This window comes from Novosphingobium sp. fls2-241-R2A-195 (assembly GCF_030209485.1).
Taxonomy (GTDB): Bacteria; Pseudomonadota; Alphaproteobacteria; order Sphingomonadales; family Sphingomonadaceae; genus Novosphingobium; species Novosphingobium resinovorum.
This window is the reverse complement of record NZ_JARVRY010000007.1, coordinates 173366-190068: the sequence shown is the minus strand read 5'-3', so window position 1 is coordinate 190068 and position 16703 is coordinate 173366. Positions and strand designations below refer to the sequence as shown.

Genomic DNA, 16703 nt, shown 5'->3' with positions numbered 1-16703 from the left:
GACGATGTGCGGGATCGCTGGAATCTATCATCTGGAAACGCCCAAGCCGGTCGATCGCGCCCGGGTCGAGGCTATGTGCGACGCCATCGCGCATCGTGGGCCTGACGGGCAGGGCGTATGGACGGCACCGGGCGTTGCCCTGGGGCATCGCCGCCTGTCGATCATCGACCTGGCAGGCTCACCGCAACCCATGGCCTCTCTCGATGGCCGCGCGATGCTCGTCTTCAACGGCGAGATCTACAACTACCGCGAACTGCGGCATGAGTTGAAGGCGGCTGGGGAGCATTTCCGCACCGATGGCGACAGCGAGGTCATTCTGGCAGCCTGGCGGCGCTGGGGGCCGGATTGCGTCACTCGGCTGTTCGGCATGTTCGCCTTCGCGATCTACGATCTGGATGCACGCACGCTGTTCCTTGCGCGCGATCGACTGGGCGTGAAACCGCTGTACTACGCGCAGTTGAGCGACGGAAGCCTGGCCTTTGGCTCCGAACTCAAGGCCCTGACCGCTCATCCGCTGCTACGGCGGGAGATCGACCCGCTGGCCGTCGAGGATTACCTCACCTGGGGCTATGTCCCTGACGATCGCGCCATCCTGAAGGGCGTCTCCAAACTGCCGGCGGGACATTCTTTGCTGCTGCGGCATGGGGCGCCGATGCCGCGCCCGGCGCAGTGGTGGGACGTCTCCTTTGCAGAACGGCGCAAGGGTAAACCCGCCGACCTTGAGGCCGAACTGCTGCATCTGATGCGCCAGGCGGTGTCATCTCGCATGGTCGCCGATGTCCCGTTGGGCGCGTTCCTGTCGGGCGGTGTCGACAGTTCCAGCGTCGTCGCGTTCATGGCCGAAGCGAGCGGCAATCCGGTACGCACCTGCTCGATCGGATTCGATGTCGCCGGGCTTGATGAGAGTGCCTATGCGACGAAGATCGCGCAGCGCTTCGGCACGAACCACGCCTCTCGGATCGTTTCCCCCGACGACTTCGCCGCCATCGACCAGCTCGCGGGCATGTTCGACGAACCGTTCGCCGACGCCTCTGCCCTCCCGACGTGGCGGGTCTGCCAGCTGGCGCGTGAATCGGTCACGGTGGCGCTGTCGGGGGACGGTGCCGATGAGGCGCTCGGTGGCTATCGCCGGCATGTGTTCCAGGCCGGCGAGGACAGGGTCAGGGCGTTGTTGCCGCAATCGCTGCGGGGGCCGGTATTCGGAGCGCTTGGTAAGGTCTATCCGAAGGCCGACTGGGCTCCGCGGCCGTTGCGCGCGAAATCGACCCTTCTCGCGCTGGCGGGTGATTCTGCGCAAGGCTACGCGCGTTCCATGGCGTTTCTGCCGCCCGAATTGCGCGACCGCCTCTATTCCGACGAGTTCCGCCGTCTGCGAGGCGATTACCGCGCCGAGGATCCGGTGCTCGCGCTGATGCGCGGGGCGCCGGCTCGTTCCGGGCTCGATCGCGCCCAATATGCAGACCTCAAGGTCTGGCTGCCGGGCGACATTCTCACCAAGGTCGATCGCACGAGCATGTCGGTCAGCCTCGAGGCGCGCGAGCCGCTGCTGGATCACCGCCTGATCGAATTCGCGGCGAGCTTGCCGGAGCGGATGCGCGTACAGGGCGGGCAGGGCAAGTGGCTGATGAAGCGGGCGATGCGGCGCTATCTGCCCGATGACGTGCTCTTTAGGCCCAAGCAGGGCTTCGTGACGCCGATCGCGCAATGGTTTCGTGGTCCGCTCGCCGAAACGGCCCGTGACATTGCGGGAGGAACTGCCTTGGCGCGCACCGGCTGGTTCGACCAGCGGCGCCTCTTGGGTCTCGTCGACGCGCATGTATCGGGAACTTCGGACAATTCCCGATTGCTCTGGCAGATGCTCATGCTTGACAAGGCATTTACCTCGCTGGGTGTCAATTGATCAGCCCGCTTGACGGCGCTTTGCCCGGAAATTCGGCGTTTCGGCCGGACCACGCCATTAACTACACAGTTTCTTAGTATCTTTGCGATAGCTCATGCCCACCAGAGCCTCATTTGCAGGGCATGAATGAACAGAATCGGTCGCCATCACCAGTATTCAGAGCGGAAGCCTGCCGCGCTGGTGAAGTGCGCCTGGGGCAACCTCACGGTTCGGGCAGGGGGAAAGCCATGACCGACGTGTGGGGGCAGTTTCGCAGCTTCTGGAAAAGGCCGCGTGTCCGGATCGTTTTCTGGGCAGCGTTGACGGGCCTTGCGATGGGTATCAGCGGTCTTGGTCTGCCGCTTGAGGACTACTTGCGCAACGTGCGCTGGATGTCCCGCACACAGCCGGCGAGCGGCGACATCGCCATCGTTCTGCAGGACTCTCAGACTCTTATCCAACTCGGCGCCAATGACATCTCTCATGGTAACGACGCAGATGCGATCAACCAACTCTTTGCTGCAGGCGCAAAGCGAGTCTTCTTCGACCGGTCGTTTTCGATGCCGGGTAACGCAGCTGACGATGCCAAGTTTGTGGCAGCGCTGAAGGCGAACCATGGAAAGGTGGTGCTGGGTGCTGCGGTGGACAGCAATGGCCAGATGGGTAACTTTGCCGGCAAGATTCCGCTTCAGGCTTATCGCGACCATGCCGGAGTGGCATCGGTGCTGGTTCGCCATCGCCCACTCAATCAGAACGTCCAGCTTCCTTATGCATCTGGAAGCCCGGTGGGCAAGATTCCCTCCCTTGCAGCTGCGATTGCCGGGGTGAATGGCAGCACCGACGAACTGTTCTTCCCGGACTTTTCAATCGCCGTCAGTTCGTATCCCACTTTAACTTATATCGATGTGATGCGCGGTCATTTCGATCATTCGCTTGTTCGCGGCAAGAATGTTCTGATTGTTCCGGCTGCAGTAACCTTCAATGATATTCATTCGATCCCCGGTCAGGACGTTAACGCACCGGGGGGCTATTTCCATGCGATTGGCGCCGATACTCTGAAGCTTGGCATGCCGCGTGAGTATGGCTGGTTTCCTGCATACCTGCTGGTTCTGGTCGTTATTGCATCGGGTCTTGGCCGAGGGCGCGTCCTTGACGTCTACCGTTTTACGGGCCTGGTTGCGGTGGTGGGTGCTGTGCCGTTCCTTTTGGACTATGTAAATGTCCAGGTTGAGGTCATTCCTGCCTTTTCCGTGGCGCTGGTGGCTGTCATTCGTATGCGGAACCTCGACAGGGTCGAGGAGGCGGGAGAAACCAACACAGGTTCGGGCTTGCCCAGCGTTCAGGCTTTGCGCAATTCGCCTGATCTGTCCACGCGCATTCTGGTTGCCCTGAAAATCCGCAACTACGGTGGGATCATCGGCAGCTTCGCCGAGCATGTCGAAGCGCAACTCGCCAAGGAGATCGTGCGACGTATCCGCATCAGTGACGAAAGCGTCCTGATCTATCACGAAGGCGGAATGTTCGTCTGGCTGTCATCTATCCGCAGCACTTTCGACCTCTTCGAGAATCTCGAAGGTTTGCACAGGATCGTCCAGAATGGCATCCAGGTAGGTGGTATCGACATCGACCTGTCGTTCAACTGCGGCATCGACTCGGATTTCGATCGTCCGCTTTCGGGCCGGGTCGCCAGCGCCATGCAGGCAGCCGAAGAAGCCGTGCGAAATGACGAACTGGTCTATCAACACGATGCCCGCAAGCATGAGGCGCAGTGGGAAATCTCGCTGCTGACATCGCTGGATCGCGCGATCGACAACGGGGAAGTCTGGGTGGCCTACCAGCCTAAGCTCGACTTGCGGTCGAACCGCATCAGCGGAGCCGAAGCTCTGGTTCGCTGGACTCATCCCGAGCGCGGACCGATTAGCCCGGATAAGTTCATCCGCATTGCCGAGGAATTTCACCGGATCGAGCGCATCACCCGTTTCGTCATCAACGACGCGGTGAGGGTTGCAGTCGAACTGGAGCGCCATGGGTACGAGATGACGATGTCCGTCAATATTTCGGCCCAACTCCTGCGCAATCCGGGCTTGCCTGGAATGATCGCGGAAATTCTCGCGGCGCATGGCCTTTCGCCTAACCGCCTGATTCTTGAAATCACTGAAACCGATCGTCTCGATCGCAGCTCCAAGACGTTCCAGATGCTCCAGCGCCTGGTCCAGTCCGGTTTGCGCCTTTCGATCGACGACTTCGGCACCGGTAACGCGACGATCGATTATCTGCGCTACCTGCCTGCAAGCGAAGTGAAGATCGACAAGACATTCGTGTCGTCGATGGAGGGTAGCAAGGAAGATCTGCTGCTAGTGCAGTCGATCATCGAGATGGCGCACTCGCTGGACCGCGTCGTCGTGGCCGAAGGTGTCGAGACTGCTAAGGTTTTGGAGATGCTGTCAGGCCTCAATTGTGATCTAGTTCAGGGTTATCATGTGAGTCGCCCTGTCCCATTTCGGGATTTCTTGGACTTCGTATCCGGCCGGAGGGCGCGTTTGATTGGTTAAAAATTCCTTGATGACTCGTTAACTAACTATTATCCATGAGTTCGACCGTAGCAATGCGGTCGTTCACATGGGGAATGAAGATGAACAAGGACATCTGGGGCGGTGGTTGGTGGGGCGGCGGTCTCTAATAGAGATTTCCGTTGCACTAGTCCGAGATAATTGACTCGGATCACTGCAAATAAAAAGAAGCGCTTTCCAGAAGAACTCCTGTCTTTTGGAAAGCGCTTTTTCTTTATCTACTGCATATGTTTGTGCAAATGGGAATGGGTAATAGCGCCAGATGTGCATGCAAACCGCCGCCATTAGTTGGTTAACCAACTAATATATCGGACGATGCCGCGCAAAATTATGCGGCTTCGGCATAACGAAGCGCATCCCGATTCGGGACTTGTTAACGAAGTTCAGCCTTCGCCGTGGCCGAGTGCGAGGTAATCTGCGCTCTGCATTTCATTAAGGCGGCTGATCGTGCGGTCGAATTCGAACCGTCCAGTCCCGGATTCATACAAATCCTCAGGAGCTGCATCAGCAGCTGCAATCAGCTTGACCTTGTTTTCGTAGAGTGCGTCTATAAGCGTCACGAAGCGTGCCGCCTCATTTCGACGGTCCGGCCCCATCTTCGGAATGCCGACGAGGATCACCGTGTGATAGGCGCGGGCGATCGCGAGGTAGTCCGCCGCACCGCGAGCCTCCCCGCAGAGCCGCTTGAAGCTGAACACGCCGACGCCCTTGAGGCTCTTCGGGACGTGAAGCATCCGGCCGCCGCCGACGTCGATATCCGCCGACGGAACATGTTCGCTGTCTTCGGGGGGGTAGTCGGTGAGACGGTAGAACGCCTCTCGCGCAGCTTCCGTCGAAGGTTCTCCGAGCGGTTCGTGCCAGGTCGCCATGCCACCGAGGCGCTGCATGCGATAGTCCGTCGGGCCGTTCAGGGTCAGGACGTCGAGTTCCTGCTCGATCAGTCCGATGAACGGCAGGAAATGCTCGCGGTTGAGACCGTCCTTGTAGAGCTCGGAGGGCGCGCGGTTCGACGTCGTCACGATCGTCACGCCTTCGTTGGCGATCAGGTACGTGAAGAGCCGGCTCATGATCATCGCATCGGCCGAGTTGTTGACCACCATCTCGTCGAAGGCGAGGCAACGCACGTTTCTAGCAATGGCGGCGGCGACCGGCGGGATCGGGTCGCCGGTTTCCTTCTTGCGCTCGTCGCGCAGGAGCGCGTGGACTTCCAGCATGAAGGCGTGGAAGTGCACGCGGCGCTTGCCGGGAATGTCGAGCGTCTGGACGAACAGGTCCATTAGCATCGACTTGCCGCGTCCGACACCGCCCCACATGTAGACGCCGCGCGGCGTGACGGCCTTCTTGCCCAGCAGCTTGCCGAAAAGACCGGTCGAGGACGACGACTTGTAGAATTCGCGTTGCAAACGGCTCAGTCGCTCGGCGGCCGCTGCCTGCTCCGGATCGGAGCGCAGTTCGCCGGTCGCGACCAGCGCCTCGTAGCGTTCGAGCATCGCGCTCATCGTGGCGCGCCCGGCTTGCGCAAGGTACCCATGAAGCTGGCGACGAGATGGTCGCCCTGCTGCACGGTGCCGCGCATAAATGCGAGGCGACCGGTTTCCTTCATCACTTCGGACACGACGTCGAGCGGCTCGCCGATGCGGCCGGCGCCGATGAACTGGTTGGTCAGTTCCAGCGTCACGCCGCCGATCATTGCCGGGCCGACGATAAGGCAGGCGGCGGCGAACATGCCCACGTCGATCATCGCCAGGGTGACGCCGCCGTGGATCGCATCGAGGATGTTGCTGTGCCGCTCGTCGACTTCAAGCAGTCGCAAGCACGCGCTCCGCGGGCCATCCGGGCGGACGATCATCCGGCCCAGCCCATGGGAGTTGAACCGAGGTCCCTCGTTCAGTTCCCATGTGTGCCAGCCCGGAAACTCCGGGTCCGGCTCATGGACGAATGCATTCTGCACCACGGCGACGCAGCCCGATCAGACCTGTCCTGTCAGACCTGTCGCTCGGCCTGCATCTTCTTGATTTCGGCGATGGCGCGCGCGGGCGAGAGGCCCTTCGGGCACACGTTCGCGCAGTTCATGATGGTGTGGCAGCGGTAGAGGCGGAAGGGATCTTCCAGCTCGTCAAGGCGCTCGCCGGTCATCTCGTCGCGGCTGTCGGCGAGCCAGCGGTAGGCCTGCAGCAGGATCGCCGGGCCGAGGAACTTGTCGGAGTTCCACCAGTAGCTCGGGCACGAGGTCGAGCAGCACGCGCACAGGATGCACTCGTAGAGGCCGTCCAGCTTCTCGCGCTGTTCGGGGCTCTGCAGGCGCTCCTTGCCCGACGGGGTGGTCGAGACGGTCTGCAGCCAGGGACGGATCGAGGCGTACTGCGCGTAGAAGTGCGTGAAATCGGGAACCAAGTCCTTGATCACATCCATGTGCGGCAGCGGGGTGATGCGGATGTCACCCTTCAGGTCCTCGATCGCGGTGGTGCAGGCGAGGCCGTTCTTGCCGTTCATGTTCATTGCGCACGAACCGCAGATGCCTTCGCGGCACGAGCGGCGGAACGTCAGCGAGGGGTCGATCTCGTTCTTGATCTTGATGATCGCGTCAAGGACCATCGGACCGCACGCATCGAGGTCGATCTCGAACTGGTCGTAGCGCGGGTTTTCGCCCGAGTCCGGGTCGTAGCGGTAGACGGTGAACTTCTTGACCTTGGTGGCGCCCTCAGCCTTGTGCACGTTGCCGCGCTTGCTGATCTTGCTGTTCGCCGGGAGGGTGAAGGTCGCCATGGTAGAATCCCCGTGATCTTGCAGTGCGGCATGAACCGCTTTGTGGTCCCCCTCTAGCGATTCGTCCGCATAGGGCAAGAGGTGACTATGGAGAGGTGAGCGGTGGAATATCGGGAAATGCACCGATATCGGCGCTGCAGCGGGCCTTGCGGGCGCATGGCGCGCAAGTGCCGTTGCGAAAGTCGCGGGCGTCGAGGTTTACACGGTTTACACGGTCCAGAGGGAAAAGGTGTCACTTTGCGCGGTCTGGCCGCTGCCATCCCACGAAAATCCGCCATTCCTGTGCTGGAATGTGTCACCTTGTGTGTAACCTTGCGGCGCCGATGTGTCACCTTGGGTGTCACTTTACGATCCCGGGGTGTCACCTTGCGGGCCGGACCTGTCACCTTGCGACGGAAAGCCGCGAGCCGGAACACGGTGCCTCGGATCGAAAACAAAAGAGTGAGAACGCAAGAGGACATGGCCGGAAAAATACTCCGCCCATGTCCCTGTAGGAAAGCGGCGGTCAGTAGTTCGGCAGATGCGTGCCGAGGTGCTTTCCGGCGATGTAGCCGAAGGTCATGCCCGGACCGAGCGTGCCGCCTGCGCCTCCGTAGGCCTCGCCCAGCACCGCCGACATGACGTTGCCCGCCGCGTAGAGGCCCTGTATCGGATTGCCGCTCCAGTCGAGGACCTGCGCATCGGCGTTGGTCTTCGGACCACCGGCGGTGCCGAGCGCCCCGGCTTCCATCTTCACCGCGAAGAATGGCCCCTGATCGATCACGCCGAGCGTGCGGTAAGGCGGTTCGAACTCCGCATCGCCCCACATGTAGAAGTTGTCGTAGGTGTTGTCGCCGCGGTTGAAGTCGTCGTCGTGGCCCTTGCGGACCAGATCGTTGAAGCGCGTCACCGTCGCCGCGAGCCCCTGCGGATCGATCCCGGCCTTTTCGGCGAGTTCCTCCAGCGTGTCGGCCTGCATCATGAACGAGGGCACGGGGCCGCCCGGGGGCGTGTTGAAGGTCTGGTACTTGCTGCGATAGCGCTGGTCGATGATCAGCCAGTACGGCAGGTTGGCGTAGGCGTGCGTACCTGCATCGAAGGCGTGGAGCGCCTTGCCCATGGCGTTGTAGTTGGCCGCCTCGTTCACGAAGCGCTTGCCCGCACGGTTGACGAGGATCGCGCCGGGGCGCGCGCGTTCGTCCGAACCGAGCAGATAATTGGGCTTGGCGGCGCGGTGCTGGGGCTGGAATTCCAGTACGCTCTGCTGCCAGAAGGCGTGCTGCATGTTGCCGAGCTGGGCGCCCGCCTCGATCGCCATGAGCAGACCATCGCCTTCGTTCTCGGGCACGCTGACCGGGCCGGTGAGGGGGCCACGCAGGAAGGTCTTCACCAGCGTCTCGTTCCATTCGAAACCGCCGGTGGCGATGACGACGCCGCGCCGGGCGCGCACGCGGTAATCGCGGCCACCCGCATCCTCGGCGACGACGCCGATCACGCGATCACCGTCTTTCACGAGCTTGCGCGCGCGCTTCTCGAATTCGACCGGAATGCCGCGATCGATCACCGCCAGGAACAGCGATCCCGCCAGTGCCTGACCCAGACCGCGATAATCGCCTGCCTCGCGCTCGGCGAGCGTCGCTTCGTCCAGCGTGCCGTTGATCGCTTCCATCAGGCTGCCGCGCACCGGGTAGGCCATCTTGGTCGGGTTCACGCGGGTCGCCCATTTGCCGAGCCGTTCGAACGAGAAGGCATCGTTATCCAGCGAGCGGCCGCCGTCGGGCTTGGCGCCGGGCATATAGGGCTGGTAATCGGGGAAATCGGCATAGGCGTGGAAGCGAACCGGCGTCTTGTCCGCGAGATAGCGGATCATCTCCGGCCCGGTTTCCATGAAGGCCATGAGCGTATCGGGATCGAGCGCCCCGGGTGCCAGCGAGTCGAGATAGGCGACGACATCTTCGTCGTCTTCGGTAATGCCTGCTTCGAGCTGGTGGTGGTTGCCCGGAATCCACAGCATGCCGCCCGACATTGCGGTGGTGCCGCCGACCATGCCGGTCTTTTCGAGGATCACCACGTCCTTCGCGCCGAAGTCATGCGCGGCGATGGCCGCCGTCATGGCTGCGCCGCCCGATCCGAGCACGACGACGTCGGCCTCGAGATCCCAATTCGCGTCTTGTGTCATCCAGTCCGTCTCCCAACAGGCCGTTCGCGGACGACAGGATCGGCGGAAGACCGCCTGCGCCGCTTGTTCTTTATGCGGGCACTGTAGGTTTCGGCGGGGACGGACAGCCACTCCGACATGTCATAGGGCACGGTGCCTTCGGGCCTCCCAAAGTGACGTCATTGCGAGCGCAGCGAAGCAATCCACGGCCGCGTAAACCGCCCTGGATTGCTTCGCTGCGCTCGCAATGACGAAACAGGGGAATCGGCCCTGAACGCAAAGACGCCGCGCGTGACCCCTTGGGATCGCGCGCGGCGCCTGCGTTTTCAGACTTTTAGCGATTACTCGCCGAAAGTGCGCTGCCACCAGCCACGGCGCGGCGTCGGAGAGGCTTCCGCGTCAGCCGGAGCAGCCTCAGCGGCGACCTCGGGTTCGGCGACCGGCTCGGGAGCCGGAGCCACGGCAGCTTCCGCCTCGACGTCCGCCTTCTTGCGACGGGTGCGCTTGGGCTTTGCCGGAGCTTCCTCGGCGACCGGCTCGGGAGCCGGAGCCACGGCAGCTTCTGCCTCGACGTCCGTTTTCTTGCGACGGGTGCGCTTGGGCTTTGCAGGCGCTTCCTCGGCGACCGGTTCGGGCGCTTCGACGACGGCTTCTGCCTCGACGTCCACCTTCTTGCGACGGGTACGCTTGGGCTTTGCCGGCGCTTCCTCGGCGACCGGTTCGGGCGCTTCGACGACGGCTTCGGCTTCGACGTCCACCTTCTTGCGGCGGGTGCGCTTGGGCTTTGCAGGCGCTTCTTCGGCGACCGGTTCGGCCGGGACGATCGGCTCGGCACTGATGCCGCCATCGGCGACCGGCAGCGCGGCTTCTTCGGCAGCCAGTTCGAGACCTTCAGCGCCGATCACGGCGTCCTCGCCCTCTGCGCCGTTCTCGGCCTCACCTTCACCGCGACGACCGCGACGACGGCGACCACCGCGACGGCGGCGCTTCTTGGGTGCGTTGGTGTCGTCACCCTCGGCCTCGGTGCCCTCGGCTTCGACGATGCTCTCGCCTTCGTCTTCGGCGTCGTCGCCTTCGTCCGAAGCGTCGGCAGCTTCGACCTCAGCGGTCTCGGCACCGTCCTCGCGGCGATCGCGGTTGCGGCCACGGCGGCGCTTGCGGCGCTTGCTGCGGCGGCCTTCACCGTCCTCGGACGCTTCGGTGCGCTCGGCAGCCTCTTCGGCTTCCAGCTCTTCGTCCTCGTACTCTTCCTCGACGAAGTCGTCCTCGACGTCCTCGGCGATGGGCTCGAAGCGGGGCACGAACTCGTTGCGCGGGCCCGACGACATGACGCGCATCTTGGCGCCTTCGTTCTCACCCTCGGGGATGACTTCGACGGTGACGCCGTAGCGCTCCTCGATGTCGGCGAGGTCGGTGCGCTTGGCGTTGAGCATGTAGACCGCCGCCTCGGTGGAGGCGAACAGCGAGACCACGATGCCCTTGCCCTTGGCCGCTTCGTCCTCGATCAGACGCAGCGCCGAGAGACCGGCGGAGCTGGCGGTGCGGACGAGGCCGGTGCCGTCGCAGTGCGGGCACGAACGCGTGGTCGCTTCGAGAACGCCGGTGCGCAGGCGCTGGCGGCTCATTTCCATCAGGCCGAAGCTGGAAATGCGGCCGACCTGAATGCGGGCGCGGTCGTTCTTGAGCGCTTCCTTCATCGCCTTCTCGACCTTGCGGACGTTGGAGCCGTACTCCATGTCGATGAAGTCGATCACGACGAGGCCGGCCATGTCGCGCAGGCGCAGCTGGCGGGCGATTTCGGCAGCGGCTTCGAGGTTGGTGGCAACCGCCGTCTGCTCGATCCCGTGCTCCTTGGTGGCGCGGCCCGAGTTGATGTCGATCGAAACCAGTGCTTCGGTCGGGTTGATGACGATGTAGCCGCCCGAACGCAGCTGCACGACGGGGTCGTACATCGCGGTCAGCTGGTCCTCGGCGCCGAAGCGCTGGAACAGCGGAACCGGGTCGGCGTAAGGTTTAACCTTGCGGCCGTGGCTGGGCATCAGGAGCTTCATGAAGTCCTTGGCGGCGTGATAGCCGGCCTCGCCCTCGACGATCACTTCCTCGATGTCGCGGTTGTAGATGTCGCGGATGGCGCGCTTGATGAGGTCGCTGTCCGAGTGGATCAGCGCCGGAGCGGCCGAGCGCATGGTCTGTTCGCGCAGCTCGTCCCACAGGCGGGCGAGGTAGTCGAAGTCGCGCTTGATCTCGGTCTTGGTGCGCTGGAGGCCCGCCGTGCGGACGATGCAGCCCATCGAGCGGGGCAGGTCCATCTCAGCGATGATCGACTTCAGGCGCTTGCGGTCCGAGGCCGAGCTGATCTTGCGGCTGATGCCGCCGCCGTGGCTCGAATTCGGCATGAGCACGCAGTAGCGGCCCGCGAGGCTGAGGTAGGTGGTGAGGGCCGCGCCCTTGTTGCCGCGCTCTTCCTTGACGACCTGGACCAGCAGCACCTGGCGGCGCTGGATGACGTCCTGGATCTTGTAGCGGCGGCGCAGCGCCATGCGCTTGGCGCGCAGGTCGTCGGCTTCCTTCGAGCGGCCCGAGGGACGGCCACCCTGGCGGCGACGGCCACGGCCACGACGGTTATTGCCTTCGGACTCTTCGTCGCCGTGCTCGCCTTCGTCGTCGGCGTGGAACGGGTTCTCGACCGCGCCGTCCTCGATCGTGGCGACGTGGTCCTTCTCGGAGGTGTCGACCTCGGTGATGCCGCCATCGTCGTTGTAGCCGCCGTCTTCGTCCTCGTCGTCACCTTCGGTGGCGCGCAGGGCGGCTTCTTCCTCGGCGTGGGCGGCTTCTTCCGCCAGCAGGGCCTCGCGGTCCTCCTTGGGGATCTGGTAATAGTCCGGGTGGATTTCGCTGAAGGCGAGGAAGCCGTGGCGGTTGCCGCCGAAGTCCACGAACGCGGCCTGGAGCGAAGGCTCCACGCGCGTCACCTTCGCGAGGTAGATGTTCCCCTTGATCTGCTTGCGTTCGGTCGACTCGAAGTCGAACTCTTCAATGCGGTTTCCCTTGACGACCGCCACCCGCGTTTCTTCCGGGTGGCGCGCATCGATCAGCATGCGGGTTGCCATTTGGTATTCTCCGTGCGCGTCGACGCCGGGCCGGATCAGCCTGGCGGATGCGCGTATGTTCACTGTAGGCGAATGCGCCCCGCAGAATCACGACGCGGCCACTTGGGGCGGCGTTCCAAACTGAGGGGGCGAGTTTTGGCGCAATGGTGGAGCAATCCAGCGCTCCATGCGCGGCGAAAGTAGTGGCTGCCCCAGTAGCATGTGTGGCAGCATGTGCGTCTGCGAGCGAAGACACGCGCGGCGTATTAGAACGCGCGGAAAGTTGCGACCACGCCGCCCGCGCCCTTTCGGGCGTCGAATGGCAAGGCGGCAACTGGCTTCTCATGGCTCACTTCAACCTGATAAGGCACTCCGGAAAAAGGATTATTTCCGGCTCCCTGGACCGAGGCTTGCGTCTGGCTCTGCCGGTCCTGTCCGGCGCCATATGGTTATGGTATTGCCGGATTGCGAGGACCGACGCGCATTCCTCGCCTCGGTTCTGCTGGCCTAGCATTCATGACGCAAGACGGCAAGTTGCTTGGACCGTTGGAATTTGGCGGGCATCGGCCCGGGGCGGAGCGGCTGACCAGCCTGTGGGAAAGCGCGGGGGCGCAGGATTGCCCGCCCGCCAAACGCGGCTTAGTCCTTGGCGCAAATGTCGCGCACCTTGCAGTTGATCCTCGTCTTCGTCGCGCCGCTGGCGGTGCTTGCCGCCGCGTTCGCGGTGAGCGGGGTATGGCCGGTGCGGGCCGGGGGCTACGACTACGTCATCCGCTTCGACCTGCCCGGGGTGAACGCGCCGATCGACCTGCCGCGCGTCGATGGGCCGCCCGACGCCAGCCGTCCGCTGGTGGTCATCGATCCGGGCCATGGCGGCTTCGATCCCGGCGCGGGGGCAGGAGCGCTGAAGGAAAAGGCCGTGGCGCTGCAGATCGCATTGGCGCTGCGCGAGAAGCTGCTGGCAAGCGGCGGCCTGCGCGTGGCCCTGACGCGCGACACCGACCGCTTCATCGCGCTCGCCGATCGCCCTGACATCGCCCGGCGGCTGAACGCGGACTTGTTCGTCTCGATCCATGCCGACAGCGCCGAGGCTGATTCGGCGCGCGGGGCAAGTGTCTATGTCCTCTCGGAAAAGGGATCGAGCCAGGCCGCCGAGCGGTTCGCCGAGCGGGAAAACGGCGCCGACCGCGTGAACGGCGTCAAGCTGTCGAAGACGAGCGCGCAAGTGGGCGCGATCCTGCTCGACCTCTCGCAGCGCGGGGCGCAGGCGCGCTCCACCCAAGTCGCGACGCTGCTGCTGCGCGAACTGGGCGACGCGGGCGTTGGCATGCATCGCGACCGGCCGGAAGCCGCTGCGCTGGCGGTGCTGAAGGCGCCCGACATGCCCTCGATCCTGTTCGAGACCGGCTACATCAACAACCCCGACGACGCGCAGGCGCTGGGATCGAAGCAGGGGCAGCAGGTTCTGGCGGAGGCGGGCGCGAAGGCGATCCGCGCCTATTTCGCAAGGAACCCGGGTGGTTGAGCGGGCTGCACGCGTCGTCCCGGACGTGATCCGGGACCGGTGGCGGTGTTTGGGCGGCAGGCCGCGGGCAGCTTCGTGCGCTGTTTACGGCCAGCGGTTCCGGATCAGGTCCGGGACGACGAAGAGTTGCGACGAGAGTGGTTTCCTTGCGCCAAAACGCCGTGCTAGAGGGCGCACGCAATGACCGACGCGATTGATCCCGGCGAACAGCCGCCCGAAGACGCGACCTACCGCATCCGCCGCGATGGGCCGGGACGCCTTGCCGCTCTGCGCAGGGCTTGGCACGAACGCAAGTGGATGCGCCGTTTCGGCTATCTGTGCATGGCAGGCTTTGCCGGCATCGCCGCGTTCTGGGTGTTCCTTGCCCACGACCTGCCGGACGCCAACAAGCTGCTGGAATACCAGCCGCCGCTGCCGACGATGGTGCGCGGGATGGACGGCGAGATCGTCTATTCCTACGCCCGCGAACGGCGCGTGCAGCTGCGCTTTGTCGATTTCCCCAGGCCGATGGTCAACGCCTTCCTCTCGGCCGAGGACCGCACGTTCTGGACGCACGGCGGCGTCGACGTCGGTGGTCTGGCGGGCGCGGTGGTGGATTATGTCACCAAGTACGGCTCGGGCGTGCGCGCAAAGGGCGGCTCGACGATCACCCAGCAGGTCGCCAAGAACATCCTGATCGGCGACGAGTATTCCGTGACGCGCAAGCTCAAGGAAATGATCGTCGCCCGCCGTATCGAGGGCGTGCTGACCAAGCAGCAGATCCTTGAACTCTACCTCAACGAGATCCCGCTCGGCCGCCGTTCGTTCGGCGTGCAGGCGGCCTCGCGCGCCTATTTCGACAAGGACGTCGAGGACCTGTCGCTCAGCCAGAGCGCGTTCCTTGCGATCCTGCCGCGTGCGCCGGAAGTCTACGGCCGCAAGAAGAACGAGGACCGCGCGATCGAGCGCCGCAACTGGGTGCTCGACCAGATGGTGCGCAACGGCTGGGCCAGCGCGCAGGACGCCGCCGCTGCCAAGGCGGAGCCGCTCGGCCTCGTCACCCAGCGCACCAGCACGTACGAACCTTCGAACGGTTACTTCCTGGAGGAAGTTCGCCGCCGCCTGATCGGGAAGTACGGCGAAAAGGCCGAGGACGGTCCGAACAGCGTCTATGCGGGCGGTCTGTGGGTGCGTACCTCGCTCGATCCGCAGATGCAGGTCGCGGTGCGTGATGCGTTGCGCAAGGGGCTGCTGCTCTATCACGGCAATCGCGGCTTCGTGCGGCCGATCGCGCATCTGAGCGACCTCGAGAACTGGCAGAGCCAGCTCGTCGTCGCCAACAAGACGATCGACTACAAGGACTGGCGCGTCGGCGTCATTCTCGATGCCTCGGGCAGCACAGGGCGCATCGGCTTCTCCGACGGCAACGTTTCCACGCTGACCGGTATTTCCGACAAGGCCAAGGTCGGAGATCTGGTCGCGGCCCAGCCGGTGGGCGGTAGCACCTGGGCGCTTCGCGGCATTCCCGAAGTCTCGGGCGGCATGATCATCGAGCAGCCCGGTTCGGGTCGCATTCTTGCCATGCAGGGCGGCTTCGATTCCGGGATCGACAGCTTCAACCGCGCGACGCAGGCCGAACGCCAGCCCGGCTCGACCATCAAGCCCTTCGTCTACGCGACCGCGCTGCAGAACGGCATGACCCCCGCCACGCAAGTGCTCGATGGCACCTTCTGCGTGTTCCAGGGCGCGGGTCTGGGCAACAAGTGCTTCCGTAACTTCGGCGGCGCGGGCGGCTCGGGCAGCCATACGCTGCGCTGGGGCCTCGAACAGTCGCGCAACCTGATGACGGTGCGCATCGCCAACGACGTGGGCATGGCCAAGGTCACGCGCACGTTCCACAACATGGGCATCGGCGATTACCAGAAGTACCTGTCGTTCGCACTCGGCGCGGGCGAGACGACGGTGGGACGCATGATCAACGCCTATGCGGCGCTGGCCAACAACGGCGTGCAGTTCTCCGGCTCGGTGATCGACTACGTGCAGGACCGCAATGGCAAGGTGATCTGGCGGGCCGACAAGGGCACCTGCAACGCCTGCAACATGGCGCAATGGGACGGCAAGCCGATGCCGCGCATCCAGCGCGTAGGCAAGCAGGTGATGGACGCGCCGACGGCGTACCAGACCGTGCATATGCTCGAAGGCGTCGTCACCCGCGGCACGGCCGAGCGCCTGCGCGACCTCAAGCTGCCGATGTTCGGCAAGACCGGCACCACCAACGGCCCGACCGACGTGTGGTTCATGGGCGGCAATCAGGACTACGTGGGCGGCGTCTACATCGGCTACGATACGCCGCGCTCGCTGGGCGGTTACGCGCAGGGTGGCCGCATCGCCGCGCCGATATTCAAGGACGTGGTGCTGGCGACGCCGGGCCGCTGGTCGCACCAGCCTTTCGTGGCGCCGCAAGGCATCCGCATGGTCCGCATCGACCGCGTGACCGGCAAGCGCGTCATGGGCGTCGAGCCCACCGACGAGCCGAAAGCCTCGGTAATCTGGGAGGCCTTCAAGCCCGACACCGAACCGCGCCAGTACACCGCAGAGGACGAGTTCAGCCGCCGCCGCGACGCGCTGGTGGCCTCGATCCGCAGCGCCCGCGACGTGCGCGATGCGAATGCGGCGGCAGCGGCGGGTGACATGGGCAACTTTGCGGAAGAGCAGGGCGGGGTATACTGATCCCCGCCGGGGCCGGACGGGACATGCG

The 16703-nt window shown here is 64.0% G+C and carries 9 protein-coding genes; 4 read left to right on the top strand and 5 right to left on the bottom strand.

Annotated features, from left to right (window positions below):
• Positions 1–4: 4 nt before the first annotated feature.
• Positions 5–1900 carry an XrtA/PEP-CTERM system amidotransferase gene (locus tag QRN25_RS08310; protein ID WP_285018657.1) on the top strand — a complete coding sequence of 632 codons (1896 nt, stop codon included), beginning with the start codon at positions 5–7 and terminating at the stop codon, positions 1898–1900.
• Between the two features lie 227 nt (positions 1901–2127).
• Positions 2128–4431, top strand: a complete 2304-nt coding sequence (locus QRN25_RS08305) for an EAL domain-containing protein (RefSeq protein WP_271183501.1) — start codon at positions 2128–2130, stop codon at positions 4429–4431.
• Positions 4432–4832: 401 nt separating this feature from the next.
• Here the strand turns inward: QRN25_RS08305 and zapE are convergent, their stop codons facing one another.
• From zapE to QRN25_RS08280, 5 genes are all read right to left on the bottom strand, one after another.
• Positions 4833–5948: a cell division protein ZapE gene (zapE, locus tag QRN25_RS08300; RefSeq protein ID WP_271183500.1), complete on the bottom strand. Its 1116-nt coding sequence runs from the start codon at positions 5946–5948 to the stop codon at positions 4833–4835.
• Entirely contained in the window at positions 5945–6262 is a 318-nt protein-coding gene (locus QRN25_RS08295; RefSeq protein ID WP_271183499.1) for a PaaI family thioesterase, read from the bottom strand. The genes zapE and QRN25_RS08295 overlap by 4 nt, the downstream gene beginning before the upstream one ends.
• A gap of 170 nt (positions 6263–6432) precedes the next feature.
• Positions 6433–7215 (bottom strand): succinate dehydrogenase iron-sulfur subunit, encoded by a 783-nt coding sequence (locus QRN25_RS08290; RefSeq protein WP_008832647.1) that lies wholly within the window; start codon positions 7213–7215, stop codon positions 6433–6435.
• Between the two features lie 505 nt (positions 7216–7720).
• Complete coding sequence (locus QRN25_RS08285) at positions 7721–9373, bottom strand: FAD-binding protein (protein ID WP_271183498.1); 1653 nt, start codon at positions 9371–9373, stop codon at positions 7721–7723.
• Positions 9374–9693: 320 nt separating this feature from the next.
• A complete protein-coding gene (locus QRN25_RS08280) occupies positions 9694–12462 on the bottom strand; it encodes an Rne/Rng family ribonuclease (RefSeq protein ID WP_285018605.1) in 2769 nt (922 codons plus the stop codon).
• A gap of 634 nt (positions 12463–13096) precedes the next feature.
• On the opposite strand from QRN25_RS08280, the gene QRN25_RS08275 reads away from it, so the two are divergent.
• Together QRN25_RS08275 and QRN25_RS08270 are read left to right on the top strand one after the other, a co-directional pair.
• Positions 13097–13966, top strand: a complete 870-nt coding sequence (locus QRN25_RS08275) for an N-acetylmuramoyl-L-alanine amidase family protein (protein WP_036524454.1) — start codon at positions 13097–13099, stop codon at positions 13964–13966.
• A gap of 180 nt (positions 13967–14146) precedes the next feature.
• Positions 14147–16675, top strand: a complete 2529-nt coding sequence (locus tag QRN25_RS08270) for a penicillin-binding protein 1A (protein ID WP_285018602.1) — start codon at positions 14147–14149, stop codon at positions 16673–16675.
• The last annotated feature ends 28 nt before the right edge of the window (positions 16676–16703 follow it).

What these genes read in the sequence shown, in the direction of transcription:
- zapE (WP_271183500.1), bottom strand. Translation starts at nt 5,948, where the DNA reads ATGAGCGCGATGCTCGAACGCTACGAGGCGCTGGTCGCGACCGGCGAA.
- QRN25_RS08275 (WP_036524454.1), top strand. Translation starts at nt 13,097, where the DNA reads ATGTCGCGCACCTTGCAGTTGATCCTCGTCTTCGTCGCGCCGCTGGCG.
- QRN25_RS08280 (WP_285018605.1), bottom strand. Translation starts at nt 12,462, where the DNA reads ATGGCAACCCGCATGCTGATCGATGCGCGCCACCCGGAAGAAACGCGG.
- QRN25_RS08310 (WP_285018657.1), top strand. Translation starts at nt 5, where the DNA reads ATGTGCGGGATCGCTGGAATCTATCATCTGGAAACGCCCAAGCCGGTC.
- QRN25_RS08305 (WP_271183501.1), top strand. Translation starts at nt 2,128, where the DNA reads ATGACCGACGTGTGGGGGCAGTTTCGCAGCTTCTGGAAAAGGCCGCGT.
- QRN25_RS08270 (WP_285018602.1), top strand. Translation starts at nt 14,147, where the DNA reads ATGACCGACGCGATTGATCCCGGCGAACAGCCGCCCGAAGACGCGACC.
- QRN25_RS08290 (WP_008832647.1), bottom strand. Translation starts at nt 7,215, where the DNA reads ATGGCGACCTTCACCCTCCCGGCGAACAGCAAGATCAGCAAGCGCGGC.
- QRN25_RS08285 (WP_271183498.1), bottom strand. Translation starts at nt 9,373, where the DNA reads ATGACACAAGACGCGAATTGGGATCTCGAGGCCGACGTCGTCGTGCTC.